Annotated in this window: 14 protein-coding genes; 8 read left to right on the top strand and 6 right to left on the bottom strand. The window is 51.7% G+C overall.

Going from position 1 to position 15,836, the window contains the following annotated elements:
• Positions 1–22: 22 nt before the first annotated feature.
• The 4 genes from ispE to SPL68_RS14600 form a co-directional block, all read right to left on the bottom strand.
• Positions 23–868: a 4-(cytidine 5'-diphospho)-2-C-methyl-D-erythritol kinase gene (ispE, locus tag SPL68_RS14615; RefSeq protein ID WP_323815910.1), complete on the bottom strand. Its 846-nt coding sequence runs from the start codon at positions 866–868 to the stop codon at positions 23–25.
• A complete protein-coding gene (lolB, locus tag SPL68_RS14610) occupies positions 865–1,476 on the bottom strand; it encodes a lipoprotein insertase outer membrane protein LolB (protein ID WP_323815909.1) in 612 nt (203 codons plus the stop codon). The genes ispE and lolB overlap by 4 nt, the downstream gene beginning before the upstream one ends.
• Positions 1,473–3,275 (bottom strand): tetratricopeptide repeat protein, encoded by a 1,803-nt coding sequence (locus tag SPL68_RS14605; RefSeq protein ID WP_323815908.1) that lies wholly within the window; start codon positions 3,273–3,275, stop codon positions 1,473–1,475. Before SPL68_RS14605 ends, lolB begins: the two co-directional genes overlap by 4 nt.
• 66 nt (positions 3,276–3,341) lie before the next feature.
• A complete protein-coding gene (locus SPL68_RS14600) occupies positions 3,342–3,875 on the bottom strand; it encodes a 3'-5' exonuclease (RefSeq protein WP_323815907.1) in 534 nt (177 codons plus the stop codon).
• 190 nt (positions 3,876–4,065) lie between these two features.
• Between SPL68_RS14600 and hemA the strand changes: the two genes are divergently transcribed.
• The 6 genes from hemA to SPL68_RS14570 all read left to right on the top strand — a co-directional run bounded on the left by hemA (position 4,066) and on the right by SPL68_RS14570 (position 9,377).
• The gene (gene hemA / locus SPL68_RS14595) at positions 4,066–5,391 is read left to right on the top strand and encodes a glutamyl-tRNA reductase (RefSeq protein WP_323815906.1); all 1,326 of its coding nucleotides are present in this window, start codon (positions 4,066–4,068) and stop codon (positions 5,389–5,391) included.
• Entirely contained in the window at positions 5,391–6,473 is a 1,083-nt protein-coding gene (gene prfA, locus SPL68_RS14590; protein WP_323815905.1) for a peptide chain release factor 1, read from the top strand. Before hemA ends, prfA begins: the two co-directional genes overlap by 1 nt.
• 105 nt (positions 6,474–6,578) lie before the next feature.
• Positions 6,579–7,439 (top strand): peptide chain release factor N(5)-glutamine methyltransferase, encoded by an 861-nt coding sequence (prmC, locus tag SPL68_RS14585; protein ID WP_323816053.1) that lies wholly within the window; start codon positions 6,579–6,581, stop codon positions 7,437–7,439.
• Positions 7,436–8,188, top strand: coding sequence for a HesA/MoeB/ThiF family protein (locus tag SPL68_RS14580; protein WP_323815904.1), 753 nt, complete (start codon positions 7,436–7,438; stop codon positions 8,186–8,188). The genes prmC and SPL68_RS14580 overlap by 4 nt, the downstream gene beginning before the upstream one ends.
• A gap of 83 nt (positions 8,189–8,271) precedes the next feature.
• Positions 8,272–8,832, top strand: a complete 561-nt coding sequence (locus SPL68_RS14575) for a TIGR00645 family protein (protein WP_323815903.1) — start codon at positions 8,272–8,274, stop codon at positions 8,830–8,832.
• Between the two features lie 104 nt (positions 8,833–8,936).
• Positions 8,937–9,377: a DUF1294 domain-containing protein gene (locus tag SPL68_RS14570; protein ID WP_323815902.1), complete on the top strand. Its 441-nt coding sequence runs from the start codon at positions 8,937–8,939 to the stop codon at positions 9,375–9,377.
• Between the two features lie 59 nt (positions 9,378–9,436).
• Here the strand turns inward: SPL68_RS14570 and SPL68_RS14565 are convergent, their stop codons facing one another.
• Positions 9,437–11,614, bottom strand: coding sequence for a TonB-dependent siderophore receptor (locus tag SPL68_RS14565; protein WP_323815901.1), 2,178 nt, complete (start codon positions 11,612–11,614; stop codon positions 9,437–9,439).
• 283 nt (positions 11,615–11,897) lie between these two features.
• On the opposite strand from SPL68_RS14565, the gene SPL68_RS14560 reads away from it, so the two are divergent.
• Positions 11,898–12,077 carry a PLDc N-terminal domain-containing protein gene (locus SPL68_RS14560; protein WP_323815900.1) on the top strand — a complete coding sequence of 60 codons (180 nt, stop codon included), beginning with the start codon at positions 11,898–11,900 and terminating at the stop codon, positions 12,075–12,077.
• 58 nt (positions 12,078–12,135) lie between these two features.
• Here the strand turns inward: SPL68_RS14560 and SPL68_RS14555 are convergent, their stop codons facing one another.
• On the bottom strand, positions 12,136–13,137 hold the full coding sequence (locus SPL68_RS14555) for an adenosine kinase (protein ID WP_323815899.1): 1,002 nt from the start codon (positions 13,135–13,137) through the stop codon (positions 12,136–12,138).
• Between the two features lie 232 nt (positions 13,138–13,369).
• Here SPL68_RS14555 and mrcB point away from each other — a divergent pair, with 232 nt between their 5' ends.
• Complete coding sequence (gene mrcB / locus SPL68_RS14550; RefSeq protein ID WP_323815898.1) at positions 13,370–15,721, top strand: penicillin-binding protein 1B; 2,352 nt, start codon at positions 13,370–13,372, stop codon at positions 15,719–15,721.
• The last annotated feature ends 115 nt before the right edge of the window (positions 15,722–15,836 follow it).

Genomic DNA, 15,836 nt, shown 5'->3' with positions numbered 1-15,836 from the left:
GAAAAATCGAAAACGTACTTGATTAGTCTGACGGAAGCAGTTCGTAGAGCGGTGATTGGTTTACACCTTTTGCTACGAAACCGGGCAGATCTTTAGGCAATTTTGCCAGCACGTAAAGTGCTTCTTCTGCCGTCTCAAAGCTTGCAAAAACGCAGGCTCCGGTTCCCGTCATTCTCGCGTTGCGATCAAATTTCTGTAGCCAGATGAGTGCGTTATCGACTTGCTGATAGAGCTTTCTCACCAAGGCTTCGCAGTCATTTTTACCGCCCCGCTCAAGGAAGGCCGCCACTTTAATGGCCGAAGTATCTCTTGTCAAATCTTTGTTAGAAAATATTTCAGCAGTGGATACATGGCAATCAGGTTGAGCAACCAAAAACCATTTTGGTGGCATTTTGATAGCTTCAAGCTCCTCGCCAACGCCTTCAGCCCACGCTGTTTGGGCATTTATGAACACCGGAACATCGGCACCGAGGCGCAAACCTATCGCCTGCAATTCTTTTTTGGTCAGATTGCAGTCCCATAAATGATTCAACGCCACCAAAGTTGTGGCGGCGTTGCTGCTGCCTCCACCAATACCGCCGCCCATCGGCAGATATTTTTCCAGTTGGATATCCACGCCCGCCATCGCAGCTTTATAAGGTTCAAGCGCACGCGCGGCTTTGATAATCAGATTTTGCTCAAAATCGACACCGGGTAAATCTGGAGAGAGCGTTAATTGGCCGTCGCTGCGCGGAGTAAATGTCAGTGTGTCGCCGTAATCGAGTAGCTGAAACAGGGTTTGCAAGTTGTGGTAACCGTCAGGGCGGCGGCCGGTGATATGCAAAAACAGGTTGAGCTTGGCGGGCGAGAGTAAGGTCAGGCTGGTCATTGAGCGGTTCCTAACTGCCAGGAGCGAATAACCAGAATCAGGCGCACATCCTGATATTCAGCCGTAATCTTCCCCGGCAGCGGCAAGGTCGCGCCATTGAAATCGTGGTCGCGATAGTTGCTGTAGTAGATATTCCAATCGCCTTGGGTGAGTTGGTCGATCATCCCGCTGTCATTTTGTTGCAGATGGGTGATGCGCAGTTTGGGCGCTGGCACACCGCGCACCCAGTAAGCGAGTTGGGCGACGGGCAGGGTCCAGCCCGCCGTTTTTTTGATGAGCGCTTCGGCGGTTTTGGCTTCTTGTGCGGCTTCGCCGGTTTGCTCAAGGCGGACTTTATCGGGGGTGCCGGTGATGATCATACTTTTCTGCCCGAGCGGCCCACTCAGGTTGATCTGGTAATTAGCGGTGTTTTGCACCCATTTCACACTGGCGCTGCCGCTGTCGTTCTGGGTACGAATACCCAGTTTGCCGTTGAGCTGCCAGTTGTTGATCGCCTGCACCTGACGCTGGTGCTCCAGTACATCTTGCGGGGGCGTGAAAGTGCCGCGGTGGGCGCAGCCACTGATGAGCAGCAGCGCCAATATCGGCAGCAGATAGCGGTGGATCATAAATCGGCCTTAAGGCGGTTGAGGGTTTCCAGCAGCACCGGGTCATTGGGGGATAGCTTTTGGCCGTCGCGCCAGACTTGGAGTGCTTCTTCTTGATTGCCCAGTACCCACAGGATTTCCCCCAAGTGGGCGCTGATTTCTGCGTTAGGGCTGGCGGCAAATGCGTTGCGCAAATATTCCAGTGCCTCGGGGTATTTGCCGGTGCGGAACAGCAACCAGCCCATGGAATCCATTATGGCGCCATCGTCGGGTTTTAGTTGCAGGGCTTGCTCCAGCAGGCTTTGCGCCTCGGCATAGCGGTCTGTGCGGTCGGCCAGAATATAGCCCAGCGAGTTAAGCGCGGCGGCATTATCTGGCTCTTGTTTCAGAATTTGGCGCAGGTCACGCTCGGTGGCGGCGAGGCGTTTGCGCTGGTTGTTGAGCATGGCGCGCGCAAATAGCAGGCGGGTGCTGCTGGGGAAGTTGGTCAGTCCCTCAGTGAACACTGCATCAGCTTCGGGCAGATGCTTGTGGCGCTCCAGTGTTTGTCCGTGCAGCACATAGAGCGCTTCGCTTTGATCGGGGAAGCGCAGGCGCAGGCGATTCATATGTTGCTGGGCGCTGAGAAAATCTTTCTGGCGCACAAATATATCGATCAAACTGATAGTCGCCGGCAGGAAATCATTGCCGTCATCGACTTGCAGGTAATTGATGATTGCCTCGGGCAGATCATTGCGCGCTTCGGCCATGCGCCCCAAATAATAGTGCGCGGTGGATATGTGCAAGTCGCGATCCAGCAGCTCCTCAAATGCCCACTGTGCCGTTTCTATGTCTTTGCGCTCCAGCGCGACTATCCCCAGCGACAGCAAAATATCGCCATTGCCCGGTAGCTGTTGGGTGAGGATGATGAATTGCTCCTGCGCCAAGCCCATATCGTGGTGAATCAGGATGCGCGCGTATTGCTGGCGCAAGCCCACGTTGTCGGGGTATAGCTCCAACAGCGCGGCCATTTTGGCGAGGGCTTCCTGATCGCGTTTGATTTGATGCAACAGGTTTGCCTCAAGCACCGCAGCGGGAATGCTGCGCGGATGCAGTTTGAGTGCGCGATGGGCGAGGTTCATTGCATCGTCATAGCGCCCTTGCTGCTGCAGCAAAATTCCGCTGCCGACCAGCAGTTGCTCGTCTTCCGGATGGCTTTGCAGTTGGGGGGCAAAATCGTTCAGCAGCGCTACCCGGTCGCTATCGTTCAGTTTGGCGGCTTGGCTGGCGATGGTTTGAAACAGGGATTCCTCGCCCAACTCCATTAATCGACGCGAATATTCAAACGCTTCGCGCAATTGGCCAAGCTGGATATGTGCCATGCCGATATTGGCCAGCGCGTCCTTATCATTGGGTGCGGCTTTTACCCAAATTTGCGCCATCTCCATCGCCGTTGTGTCATTGCCCAGATAGCGCGCGATCATGGTAGCGCGCTCGGCAACCTGCGGGTCGCGGGTTTCGCGCGCCTGCTGCACATAGTTGCTGAGCGCCAAATCATACTGGGCGCGGCTGCCCGCCAACTCTGCAGTTAGCAGCGAGTAGAGGGTTTCGGTTGCAAAGGGCTTGGCTGGGGTGTGGATGATCACTTCCGGCGCCATCTCGGGTGTCGCCAGCTCAGACGCCGCCACAGTGCGCGCCGATTGCAGGCTGCAACCGCTCAATACCCAGTAAAGGGTCATGCTCGACAATATGATGGGGCGGTGTTTGATCATGCGCGGCCGATAAGTGGTCGGTATAAATGGTCGATAGACTTGGCGCAGGTTTGCGCGGCTGGACATCATAAACGCGAACAGGAGCGATAAACAGTGCGACAGTGTTTAGCTGTGAAAAGATCCTGTGTTTGTGGCTTAACCGCCGACGCGGCGCATGTTGGGCGGCTGGGTATCGAGTAAACGGCGGCTTTCCACAAAGGTCTGCTGGATTAAGTAGGCATCGCCACTGGCGCGATGGCGCTTGATGTCGAGGCGTTTTTCCAGTTGCTGTTTGGTGCGATCCCAGAGCATTAGCTGATCTTCGGTGGCGATTATCTCAATCGGGCTGAGGTGAAAGCTGGGGTTGATGCGCCCGGCGAAAAACAGGCGGTTCAGCCAAGGGCTATCGTGTGTCCAGGCATCACTATAAGCGGTGGATGTGCCGAGAAAATCGTTAAGTTCGAGGCAGATGTCGCGCGGTTTGCGTCCGCGCGATTCGATCAAGTGGCGTGAAATACCGTGTACGGCCTGAGCGCTCTCGCTCCAGTGATCCCATTCCGGTGGCGGTTCGATCAGCGCGCAGTAGCGGTCGCCATTGGCTTTAACCACGCCTATCTCAATCGGATAACTGCGCGAGCCAAAGCCTGAGGCTTCAATATCAATAATGGTGGGGATACCGGGTTTACGCATAAAACAATCCTGATTTTGCGCTTGTGATTGAGTATAGATGCTGCTGCCAGCATTCGATGTCTTGGGTTAATAACCTTTCTTTATGGCAGGATTAAGAATTTGCCTCTTGTCATGCCCCTTCCGTGACCGGACAATACCGCCATCCAAAACCCGTGCCATTACGCGCGCCATACAATTATTAGCTCAACCCATGACCCTGTTAGCCTTTGGTATCAATCACACCACAGCGCCTCTCGCCCTGCGCGAGCGGGTTGCGTTCGCGCCTGAGAGTCTGCAGGGCGCGATGCAAGAGGCTTGCGCCCAAGCGGGATTGGCCGAAGTGGCCATACTCTCCACCTGCAATCGCACCGAAATCTATGCCGCGAGTGAAGGTGATGCCAAGGCGATCCAGCAGTGGCTGGTCGATCACACCGCGATCAACGCTGAGGATCTGGCCAAAAGCTACTACTGCTATCAGGATCAGGAAGCCGTGCGCCATATGATGAAGGTTGCCGGTGGCCTGGATTCACTCGTGCTGGGTGAACCGCAAATTTTAGGCCAAATGAAGTCAGCTTTTGCGGTAGCGAAAGAAGCGGGCACCTTGGGCGCAGAATTACACGCCACTTTTCAGCAGGTATTTAATATCGCCAAGCGCGTGCGCACTGAAACGGCGATTGGTGAGAACCCGGTTTCGGTTGCCTATGCAGCGGTGAGCCTTGCGCAGCAAATTTTTTCCGACCTCAAACAAGATACCGCGCTCTTAATTGGTGCGGGCGAGACTATCGAGCTGGTAGCGCGCCATCTGGCAGAGCAGGGCATCAAACAGATTATTGTGGCCAACCGCACCCTCGACCGCGCTGAGCGTTTGGCGCGTGAGTTTAAAGCTGAGGCGATTTTGCTGGCGGATATTCCCGAGCAATTGCATCGCGCCGACATAGTGATTTCCTCCACTGCGAGCCAATTGCCGCTGTTGGGTAAAGGTGCGGTTGAGTCGGCGCTGAAAAAGCGCAAACACAAGCCGATGTTTATGTTGGATATCGCCGTCCCGCGCGATATTGAAGAGCAAGTCGGCGAGCTGGATGATGTGTATCTCTACACCGTCGATGATTTGTATGCGGTGATCGACGAAAATAAAAAATCGCGCGTTGCCGCGGCAGATCAAGCCGAAGAAATTATTACCGAAGGTGTTGAATTATTTTTGCGCCAACAGCGCGCGCTCAATGCGGTGGAAACGGTAAAAGCCTATCGCAGCCAAGCGGAGCAGTTGCGCGATCAGGAATTGGAAAAGGCGCTGCGCAATTTGCACAGTGGCGCCAATCCCGAGCAGGTTTTACAACAGTTGGCGCGCAACCTGACGAATAAATTAATCCATTCGCCAACTGCCGTATTAAAAGAAGCGAGCGCAAGTTCGCGCCATCATGTGATTCAGGTGGCGCATGAATTATTTGCGCTCACGATTACAGCTGATGCATCAACTACATCCGAACATTCTGTTAACCCTGCTGCCGAATCGGGCAGTGAAGCAAGTGAGCCATAATGAAAGCGTCGATTTTAGAAAAACTGGAACGCCTTAAAGAGCGCTACGAAGAAGTGAGCGCGATGTTGTCGGATGCCGATGTCATCAGCAATCAAAGCAAATTCCGCGATCTTTCCAAAGAGTACGCAGAACTTGAGCCAGTGGTGCAGGGCTATCAAGGCTATTTGCAGCTGCTTGCCAATATCGAAGAAGCCAAACACCTGTTGGTGGACGGCGACGACGATATGAAAGAAATGGCTGAAGAAGAGTTAAAAGAGTGCGAAGAGCAACTTGAGCCTATGCAGCTTGAACTGCAAAAGTTGCTCCTGCCCAAAGACCCTAACGATGAGAAAAACTGTTACCTCGAAATTCGCGCCGGTACTGGTGGCGATGAAGCAGCGATTTTCTCGGGTGATTTGTTTCGCATGTATTCGCGCTACGCTGAAAATCAAGGCTGGCGTGTAGAAGTGCTCAGCCAAAATGAAGGCGAGCACGGCGGCTTTAAAGAAATTATTTCGTTGGTATCCGGCCAAGGTGTTTATTCAAAATTAAAATTTGAATCGGGTGCGCACCGCGTACAGCGCGTGCCGGAAACTGAATCCCAAGGGCGCATTCACACCTCGGCTTGTACCGTTGCGGTGATGCCGGAAGCGGATGAGTTGGAAGAGGTAAATATCAATAAAGCGGATTTGCGTATCGATACCTTCCGCGCGTCCGGCGCCGGTGGTCAGCACGTAAACAAAACTGATTCGGCGATTCGTATTGTGCACATTCCCACCGGCTTGGTGATTGAATGTCAGGACGAGCGTTCACAGCATAAAAATCGCGCCCGCGCGATGAGTTTACTGGCAACCAAATTAAAGCAGGCGCAGGAAGATGCAGCGCATAAATCGCTGTCCGATGAGCGCCGCAGTCTGGTTGGCTCAGGCGACCGCTCCGAGCGTATCCGCACTTACAATTATCCGCAGGGTCGCGTGACCGATCACCGCATCAACCTCACCTTGTATTCCTTGGATGCAATTATGCAAGGCGAGTTAAACCCGGTAGTTGAACCGCTTGCACATGAATACCAAGCCGATCAATTGGCGGCGATTGCGGATTAATTTTTAAGTCTTTGTACCAATGTAGGTTGGGCAGCAATGCCCAACATCGCTCTCCCGAATGAAATTTTGTTGGGCATTGCTGCCCAACCTACGTGGCCTTTCTCTATGAGCAACATCACCGTTGCACAATGCCTGCAATTGGCACCTGAGCTGGAATCAATCAGCGATTCCGCGCGTCTCGATATCGAATTAATTCTCTGTCATATCCTGCAAAAAAATCGCACTTGGTTATTCACTTGGCCGGATAAAACTCTCACCGCCGAGCAAGAAAATGTGTTTAACGATTTCTTCGCGCGCCGCAAAAACGGCGAGCCAGTAGCGCATATTATTGGTCAGCGCGAATTTTGGTCGCTGCCATTAATCGTTAATAATTCCACGCTGATTCCCCGCCCGGATACCGAATTATTAGTCGAACTAACGCTCGAATTATTTGCGCAGGATGAACCCGAAACCCAGCGCCACTGCTTGGATTTAGGCACAGGAACCGGCGCGATTGTATTAGCGCTGGCGAGTGAAAAACCGCACTGGAATTTGTTGGGGGTGGATCAATCGGCTGATGCTGTTGCGCTCGCGGAACAGAATCGCCAGCACTTGGGTTTTGAAAATGTACGCATTGTGCAGAGCAATTGGTTTGCACAGATTTCTACACAATTATTTGATGTGATTGTCAGCAATCCACCTTATATAGATCCGCAAGATCCGCACTTGGTGCAGGGCGATGTGCGCTTTGAACCGCGCTCGGCATTGATTGCCGATAATCACGGCTTGGCTGATATTGAATTGATTATCCGCGAGAGTAAAAATTATCTGAGCATCGATGGCTGGCTGCTGCTGGAACACGGTTATGATCAGGGCGAAGCCGTGCGCAAATTGTTTGCGCAAAACGGATTTGAACAGGTAGAAACCCGCCGCGATCTGGGCGGCAATGAGCGCGTCAGTCTCGGTAGAAAAACGGAGTCACAGTGAACGACGAACAACTGCTGCGCTACTCGCGCCAAATCATGTTGCCCGATGTCGATCTCGACGGGCAGGAAAAATTATTAGCCGCGCGCGTGCTCATTATTGGTTTGGGTGGTTTGGGCTCGCCGGTGGCTTTGTATCTCGCTGCGGCCGGTGTCGGCCATTTGGTGTTGGCCGATTTTGATGCGGTGGATTTAACCAATTTGCAACGACAAGTTGCGCATACTAATTCGCGTATCGGTATGAACAAGGCGGCATCGGCTGCTTTGTCGTTACAGGAGTTAAACCCTGAAATTACCATTGAGTGCGTCGAGCAAGTATTGAATGCCGATAATCTCGCCGCGCAAGTGCAGCAGGCTGATGTGGTTGTAGATTGCACCGATAATTTCGCCACGCGCTTTGCGATCAACGCGGCTTGCGTCGTTGCAAAAGTGCCGCTGGTTTCAGGTGCGGCGATTCGCCTTGAAGGGCAAGTTGCTGTGTTCGATGCGCGCAAGGAATCCAACCCTTGTTATCGCTGCTTGTATGAAGAAGATTCGGATGATCTGACCTGCGCTGCCAATGGTGTGCTCGCGCCGCTGGTTGGTGTGATTGGCTCCATGCAAGCGCTCGAAACTATCAAACTGATTTGCGGTTTTGGCACTAACCTCGCCGGGCGTTTGTTGCTGCTGGATGCGCGCCATATGCAGTGGCGCGAATTGAAATTACCCAAAGATCACAACTGCCCGGTTTGCGGCCAGAGTAAGGCAGTGTAAAGCACTTGTTTTTTGCGATGGCATCCTTATATTGGCGCCATTCAATTTGAAATTTTACTTTTTATTTACGCAAAGGTGTTCCGATGAGTGAAGTTCCGTCTCCGTATAAAACCGGTTTTTTACCGGCTCTTATTTTCAGCTCGCGCTGGTTGCAATTGCCCTTGTATCTGGGGCTGATCATCGCCCAGTGCGCCTATGTGTTTTTGTTTTTGAAAGAGCTGACTCATCTGGTTTTTGATGTAAACACGCTCGGCGAGCAGCAAATTATGCTGATCGTACTTGGCTTGATCGATGTAGTAATGATTTCCAACCTGTTGGTGATGGTTATTGTCGGTGGTTATGAAACCTTCGTGTCGCGTTTGCGTTTGGATGGCCACCCCGACCAACCTGAATGGTTGAGCCACGTTAATGCCACTGTGCTTAAAGTTAAATTGGCGATGGCAATCATCGGTATCTCGTCAATCCATCTGTTAAAGACGTTTATTGAAGCTGGAAACATCGGTATGCCAGGTGCAAAATTCACCGAAGCAGGCGTAATGTGGCAGACCATCATTCACATGACCTTCATCGCCTCTGCTATCGGCATCGCTTACACCGATTTGTTAATGCAGCGCGTTAGCTCCGCAAATAAAGCCAAGCATTAATTTATGGCGCGGTAAAAAAGAGTTTGATAAAAAATCAGTTTGTAGAAATAGGCGGCCAATTGGTCGCCTATTTTTTTGCGTGGTATTCACCAGAGAGTTTTTTTATGCGCTCAGAAAAATCCCGTGCGGTTGGTTCGGCTCATAATCGCCGCCGCAAACATTCCATTCCTTGGCATTATTTGTTGGTGTTGTTGATTCTGCCTGTCGCGGGAACGGTTGATTTGGCGATTAATTACCAAGCGCCTTGGGCGATATTGGTTTACGTGGGTGCTAGTTTTCTTACCTATTATTTTTATTGGGATGACAAGCGCCGCGCTAAACGCAATGAATGGCGTATCCCTGAGGCGAATTTGCATTTGTGGTCATTTGTCGGCGGCTGGCCGGGGGCTTTTATCGCGCAGCAGCAATTTCGCCATAAAACCAAAAAAGTATCGTTTCGCTTAGTGTTCTGGTTGATTGTCGCATCGCACCAGATTTTGTGGTTTGACTGGTTGGTAATGGATGGTAAGTGGTTGTTGTCGTTTTTGCCGAGCGTTATGCATTAATGAAAAAAACCGCAGGCCATTTGCATGACCTGCGGTTTATCAGCATGAGCGTTTGAAGATTAGAACTTGTAGTTCAAGCTGATGGTGTAGTTGCGCGGTGTGCCGTAGCGGTAACTGCTGAAATAGCCTACTTGTGAGTAGTATTTTTCATCCGTTACGTTAGCGGCATTGAATTGCGCACTCAGATCATCGGTGATGTTGTAGCGAGCCATCAGACTAACCAGTGCATAGGCTTCCTGAGTGAGGCGATCAGGTTGCCCAGCAGGATTAATGCCTGCGGAGTAGGTTTCGTTTTGCCAATTTACACCACCGCCCACCATCAACTTATCAAGCGCACCGCCGAATTCGTAAGAGGTAAATAGCTTGAGTGATTTGGTTGCATTGTCGGTGTTCAGATCATTGCCATTAGCGTCTTCGATAGTGAATTGGGTGTAGCCTGCGCTGATGTTCCAGCCGTCTATTGGTTGACCAACCACTTCAATTTCAAAGCCTTTGCTCTGCGCGCCTTCAACTCCGATGTACGCATACATTTGCTCTGGTGTTCCTGTAAACGTATTGTCCAGCTGAGCCAAGTTGTCTTGCTGGATATCGAAGTAGGCAACAGTAGTCTGCAGTCGGTCATCCAGGAAGCGGCTCTTCAAACCAATTTCCGCGCTCTCGCCAACCAGAGGATCAATGAAGTTGCCATCGGCATTGCGATTATTTTGTGGTTTGAAAATTTCGGTGTAACTGGCGTAGATGCGGTGAGCATCGGTTAAATCATAGAGTGCGCCAGCGTAGGGGATAAACTCGTCGTCAACGCCGTAATCAACAATACCACTCCAGTCAAAACCATTGCGCTTCCAGGTTGCTACACGTCCACCCAAAATAAATTTGAGTTTGTCTGTCGCAGAAAGACGAGTAGCCGCGTAATAACCTTCTTGCTCAGTTTCGCTGCCTTGTGATTGCGTGCGTGTGGTATCCCACTCTGGCTCATCCAGATCAAGGCTGTCCCACTCGTAGAAATTGGTTACTGGAACTCTGTCGTAACCGCCGCTCATGTCGCCACCCAGAGGAAGCTGGGTAAAGGTTTTTGCAGATTGATCGGCACGCAGGGCACCTACTACAAAATCATGGCTTTGGTTGAATAGGTTGAAATCACCTTTTAACTGAAAATCGTAACTGTCTTGCTTTGACTCGCCATCACTGCGATAACGTTGGGCGTTCAAACCTGCACCGGTTGCTTTATCCAATGAGCCATAAACGTAGAGCAGGCGCGCTTCTGTTTCGTAGTGCAAGTTGTTGTAATTGGCGAGTAATTCCCACCCGTTGTTAAAGGTGTGATTGACGCTAACGAAGTAATTGGTGTTAGTGGATTCCCAACGGTTCCATTCTCTTGCGGTGGTTTTGGAAACGTCCCAATCTGGACGGGTGCCATCGGAGAAGAAACCTGGCAATACACCCCATACTGTGGATGTTGGGTCATTGTTTTGATAGCTCGCGCCTACACGCACCAAGGTGGCGTCGGTTAAATCGGCTTCCAGCACACCGTATAAAGTGCTCTTGTCGTCTTCGTAGTAGTCAACGAAAGATTCGCCACCTTGATAACGGCCAACTAAGCGCGCACGCACGGTGCCGCTCTCGTTTAAACCAGTGCCTACGTCAGCGGCGAAGGTTCTTTTATCCCAGCTACCGGTACCCACATCCAAATAGCCAGTCAACTCTTTGCTGCTGGCGTGTTTACGTACCAAGTTAATAGAGGCGGAAGGGTCACCTACACCGGTCATCAAGCCAGTGGCGCCGCGTACGAATTCAATACGCTCGTAAATCACGGTATCGGCAACGGTTTCGCCTGAGTCACCACCCAATGACCAAGAGGTAGGAACGCCGTCGATTTGATAGCTATCAATCGCAAAACCACGTGAATAAAAGCCGTTACGCACGTTGTCGGTTTCTTCTGCTGTCACACCTACAGCGTTGTTAACGGCTTCCAAAATGCTGGTGATGTTCTGGTCTTGCATACGCTCAAAGGTCAAAACCGATACTGATTGTGGTGTTTCTGCGATGGTTAGACCCAAGCCGGTTGCGGTATCCAGCGCTTTGGTTTGGCTGACGCTGTACTTGCCGGTTACGACAACTTCTTCAGTTTCATTCGCGTTTTTCTTGGTTGCGTCCTTGGCAGTGCCCTGTGCCAAACCGGCTTGCGCGTGAAGACCAAGCAATACAGCGGCAGAAAGGGGTAAGAGTTTGAACTTCATAAGGCACTCCAGATAATTTGTGTGTGTTTCGATATAGGGTTTCGAATCTGCGTGTTTTTTGCTTATAGCTTGATTCCTATAGGTTTCTCACTCTGTGTCGATCTGAATATATGCCGACTTAGGGCGCGCATTTTGTCACAAATAACAACAATTATCATTAGCAAAGGAAATTGAATGTTTATTTAGATGCCTTGGCAGTTGATAGATATTGTCTATTGCGATTTGCGTTGGTGCAGATGTTGCACTGTAATAAACGGTGTAACTAACTAAACAGGAGAAGGATATGAGTGTAGAAACAGGCGGGATTCTTGGTTTTCTATTATTGATTTGTATCGTCTATGCGGTAATCAAAACTGTACAGAGTGGCGCCAGTACGGGGACGAAAGTCCTGTGGGTGGTTGTGCTTCTGGTATTGCCGTTCCTCGGCTTTATTCTGTGGTTTCTCTTTGGCCCCAAGGGCTGATCAGCTTTCAGCTCAGAAACGGAGTGAGCGCCAAATTGCGTTCACTCCGAGCCATTATCTAGTTAAAAAATCCGTCTTTTAATTCCGCGTGTTGCTCCGGTTTCAAACGTGGGCCAAATTGCGATACTACTTTGGCGGCGGCGCGGTTGGCAAATTCGGCAGCGGTTTTGAAATCCTTACCATTGTTGATTGCATACAAAAACGCACCGGCGAACATATCGCCTGCGCCGTTAGTGTCGATGGCTTTTACCTGAGTACCTGCAACCTTAATCAAGCTCTCGCCATCAAAAACCAGCGCGCCTTCTGCGCCGCAGGTAATTGCAAATTGTTTGCAGTATTGCTTGAGCGCTTCACAGGCTTGTTCGATGGTCTGCGTTTGGGTAAAGCCAATTGCTTCATCTTTGTTGCAGAAAATTAAATCCACGCCGCTGCCAATCATTTCCACCAAACCGTCACGGAAAAATTGCACCATCGCCGGGTCAGATAAGCTCAGTGCAGTTTTGGTGTTATTGGCTTCGGCTTGCTTGCGCAATTCAATCGCGGCGGCACGGCCAGTTGTCGATGTGACCAGGTAACCTTCGATGTAGGCGTAGTTGGATTGGGCGATGGCTGCGGTATCCAATTCATTTACCGATAGGGTTTCGCTGATGCCGAGAAAGGTATTCATAGTGCGTTCAGCGTCAGGTGTGATCATGACGAGGCATTTGCCGGTGATGCCTGCGGGCGGAACCACGTGCGCGGGAGTTGCAACGCCTGCGGCGCGAATGTCCTGCATATAGAAGTTGCCGTTGTCATCGTTGGCGACTTTGCAGGAGTAAAAATTGGGCGATCCAAAATAACCGGCGGCGACAATACTGTTTGTCGCCGAGCCGCCGCTGGCGCGATGTGATGCGACCAAATGATCTTGCAAGTAATCAATCAGTGCATTCTGGCGCGCTTCATCCACTAGCGTCATCACACCTTTGGCCACGGCCATAGTGGTGAGGTCGTTGTCGGTGAGGGTAATTTCGGTATCGACCAAAGCCGCGCCTATGCCATAGATGTGATATTGCTTGCTCATCAGCTGGATAACCTTTTGTGTAAATAGAAGAATGAATTTGCGCGGCATTATGCAAAATTCATCCTGCGGGATAAAGCAAAAGCGCGGGCTGCGCTTAATTATCACTTGTGTCGCGTCGCTCAATGGTGGGGATTTCGCCTCGCATTAACAGGGGGTGGCGGTTACACTGGCGCCCAAATTTTTTGCACCTGATTCATCTTTTTATTCGCTTTTTCATGAGTAAGTATCGCCTATGACTAAACGCCGCTCTAGCAATCGTCGCGCTCCCAAATCTTCATCCTCTGCACCTTCCCGCCGTGGTTGGGCGTTGGCGCGCTTGTGGATTTTTTATGGTTTGCTGTTAGTGGTAGCGCTGATGGGAATCTGGACGCTGTATCTGGATTCGGTAGTGCGCGAAAAGTTTGAAGGTAAAAAATGGGCTTTGCCGGCGCGTGTTTATGCGCGTCCGCTGGAGTTGTATCAGGGCTTATCCCTAACGCCTTCGCTGTTTGAGCAGGAGTTGCGCGCGCTGGGTTATCGCTTTGAAAACAATGCCAACACTCCTGGCCATGTGCTGAAAAAAGTCAGCGCCAGTTCTAACGAGATTGTCTATCACATCCACAGCCGCGGCTTTGCGTTTTGGGATAAAACCGAACCCGCGCGCAAATTTATGTTGCGCGTGAATAACGGCAGCGTGGCCGGTTTGATCGATTTGGCGGGTGCCGATTTGCCGCTGGTGCGCATGGAGCCGGAGGAGATTGGCGGGTTTTATCCGGCCGATAAAGAGGATCGCCTGCTGGTGCGCCTTGCGGATTTGCCGCCATTGTTAGGCGAAACCCTGCTTGCGGTTGAAGATAAAAACTTCCTTGAACATCACGGTGTATCACCCATGGCGATTCTGCGCGCTGCTTGGGTAAATACCACTCGCGGCGGCGTGCGCCAAGGCGGCAGTACCATTACCCAGCAGCTGGTGAAGAATTTTTATCTCACCAACGAGCAGAGCATTCTGCGCCGCAAAATTCCTGAAGCGATTATGGCGGTGTTGCTGGAAGTGCATTACAGCAAGTCGGAAATTCTGGAAACCTACATCAATGAAGTCTTTTTAGGGCAGAGCGGGGCGCGTTCCATTAACGGTTTTGCTTTGGGCGCGCAGCATTATTTCCGTCAGCCATTAAATGAGTTGGAGCCGCACGAACTGGCATTGTTAGTTGGCGTGGTAAAAGGCGCGTCTTACTACAACCCGTGGCGCAATCCTGAGCGCGCCAAAGAGCGCCGCAATGTAGTCTTGGGGGTGATGCATCAAGAAGGGTTAATTACCGATGCTCAATTAAAAACTGCTCAAAAAGCGCCGCTTGGCATAGTTGCACAAGGCGAGGCGCGCACCACCACTTATCCGGCATTTATGGATTTAGTGAAGCGTCAGCTGAATGAGGATTACAACGAAAGCGATCTGCGCAGCGAAGGTTTGCGCATCTTCACCACGCTGTCGCCCATGGTGCAGCGTCAGGCAGAAAAATCCATGAAGTTGCGCGTGGAGCAGTTGGAAAAGCAATTCAAAACCAAAAACGTGCAGGGCGGCATGGTGGTCACCTCGGTTGGCGGTGGTGAAATTCTCGCGTTGCTGGGCGACAAAGATCCGCGCTTCACTGGCTTTAATCGCGCGCTTGATGCCAAGCGTCCGGTCGGTTCACTGCTCAAGCCGTTTGTGTATTTGACCGCGCTGGAAATTCCGCAGGAGTACAACCTGGGCACCATCATTAGCGATGCGCCGGTGAGTTATAAATCCGGTGGCAAATGGTGGGCACCGCAAAACTACGACAAAAAAAGCAATGGTGATATTCCCCTCTACAAAGGTCTCGCCTATTCCTACAACCAATCCACCGCGCGTTTGGGCATGACGCTGGGGCTGGATCGCGTCGCTAAAACCGTGAAGCGCGCTGGCTATGAAGGCGATGTGCCGGAGTTGCCATCCATGTTGCTTGGTTCGATTGATATGTCGCCGATGGAGATTGCGGGCATGTATCACACCATCGCCGCTGAAGGGGTTTACACGCCGCTGCACGCGATCCGCGATGTGCTTGCTGCCGACGGCAAGCCACTCAAGCGCTATCCGCTGGAGCTGGAACAGCGCTTCTCCAACGAATCCACCTTTATGCTGCAATACGCCATGCAGCGTACTATGCGTGAAGGTACCGGGCGCAGCGCCTATAACCAGATTCCCTCGGGCATCGACCTCGCCGGTAAAACGGGTACTACCAATGATCAGCGCGATAGCTGGTTTGCCGGTTTCAGTGGCGAGCACTTGGCGGTGGTTTGGCTGGGGCGCGATGACAACAGTGCCACCCCTCTAAGTGGTGCCGGTGGTGCCTTGCAGGTCTGGTCGGATTTTATGAAACACATGCCGACGCGCAGTTTGGAGCAAACGCCTCCGGTCGGCGTGAGTTTTGATTGGCTGGATGCCGCGACTGGCAAGCTCAGCGCCGAGACCTGCGAAGGCGCTGTCTGGCTGCCGCTGCGCGATGATTTCCGTCCGTTGGAGTCGGTGGATTGCAATCTCGCCGGTAAAAATCCCATCAAAAGTCTTTGGCAGAAGTTAGTTCACTAACTTCTGGCCTAACACCTCTCAGTTAACCCTGTAAGCTCCCCCTGCCTCCCTTTGGCAAAGGGGGGAATTGAGCCCTTCTCTTAAGATGAGGCTGCAGCTCCTCCCTTTGCCAAAG

Origin of the sequence: Cellvibrio chitinivorans, from assembly GCF_035117775.1 — a bacterium.
Taxonomy (GTDB): domain Bacteria; phylum Pseudomonadota; class Gammaproteobacteria; order Pseudomonadales; family Cellvibrionaceae; genus Cellvibrio; species Cellvibrio chitinivorans.
Note: the sequence above shows the minus strand (reverse complement) of the source record. Positions and strands in the feature narration are given on the sequence as shown.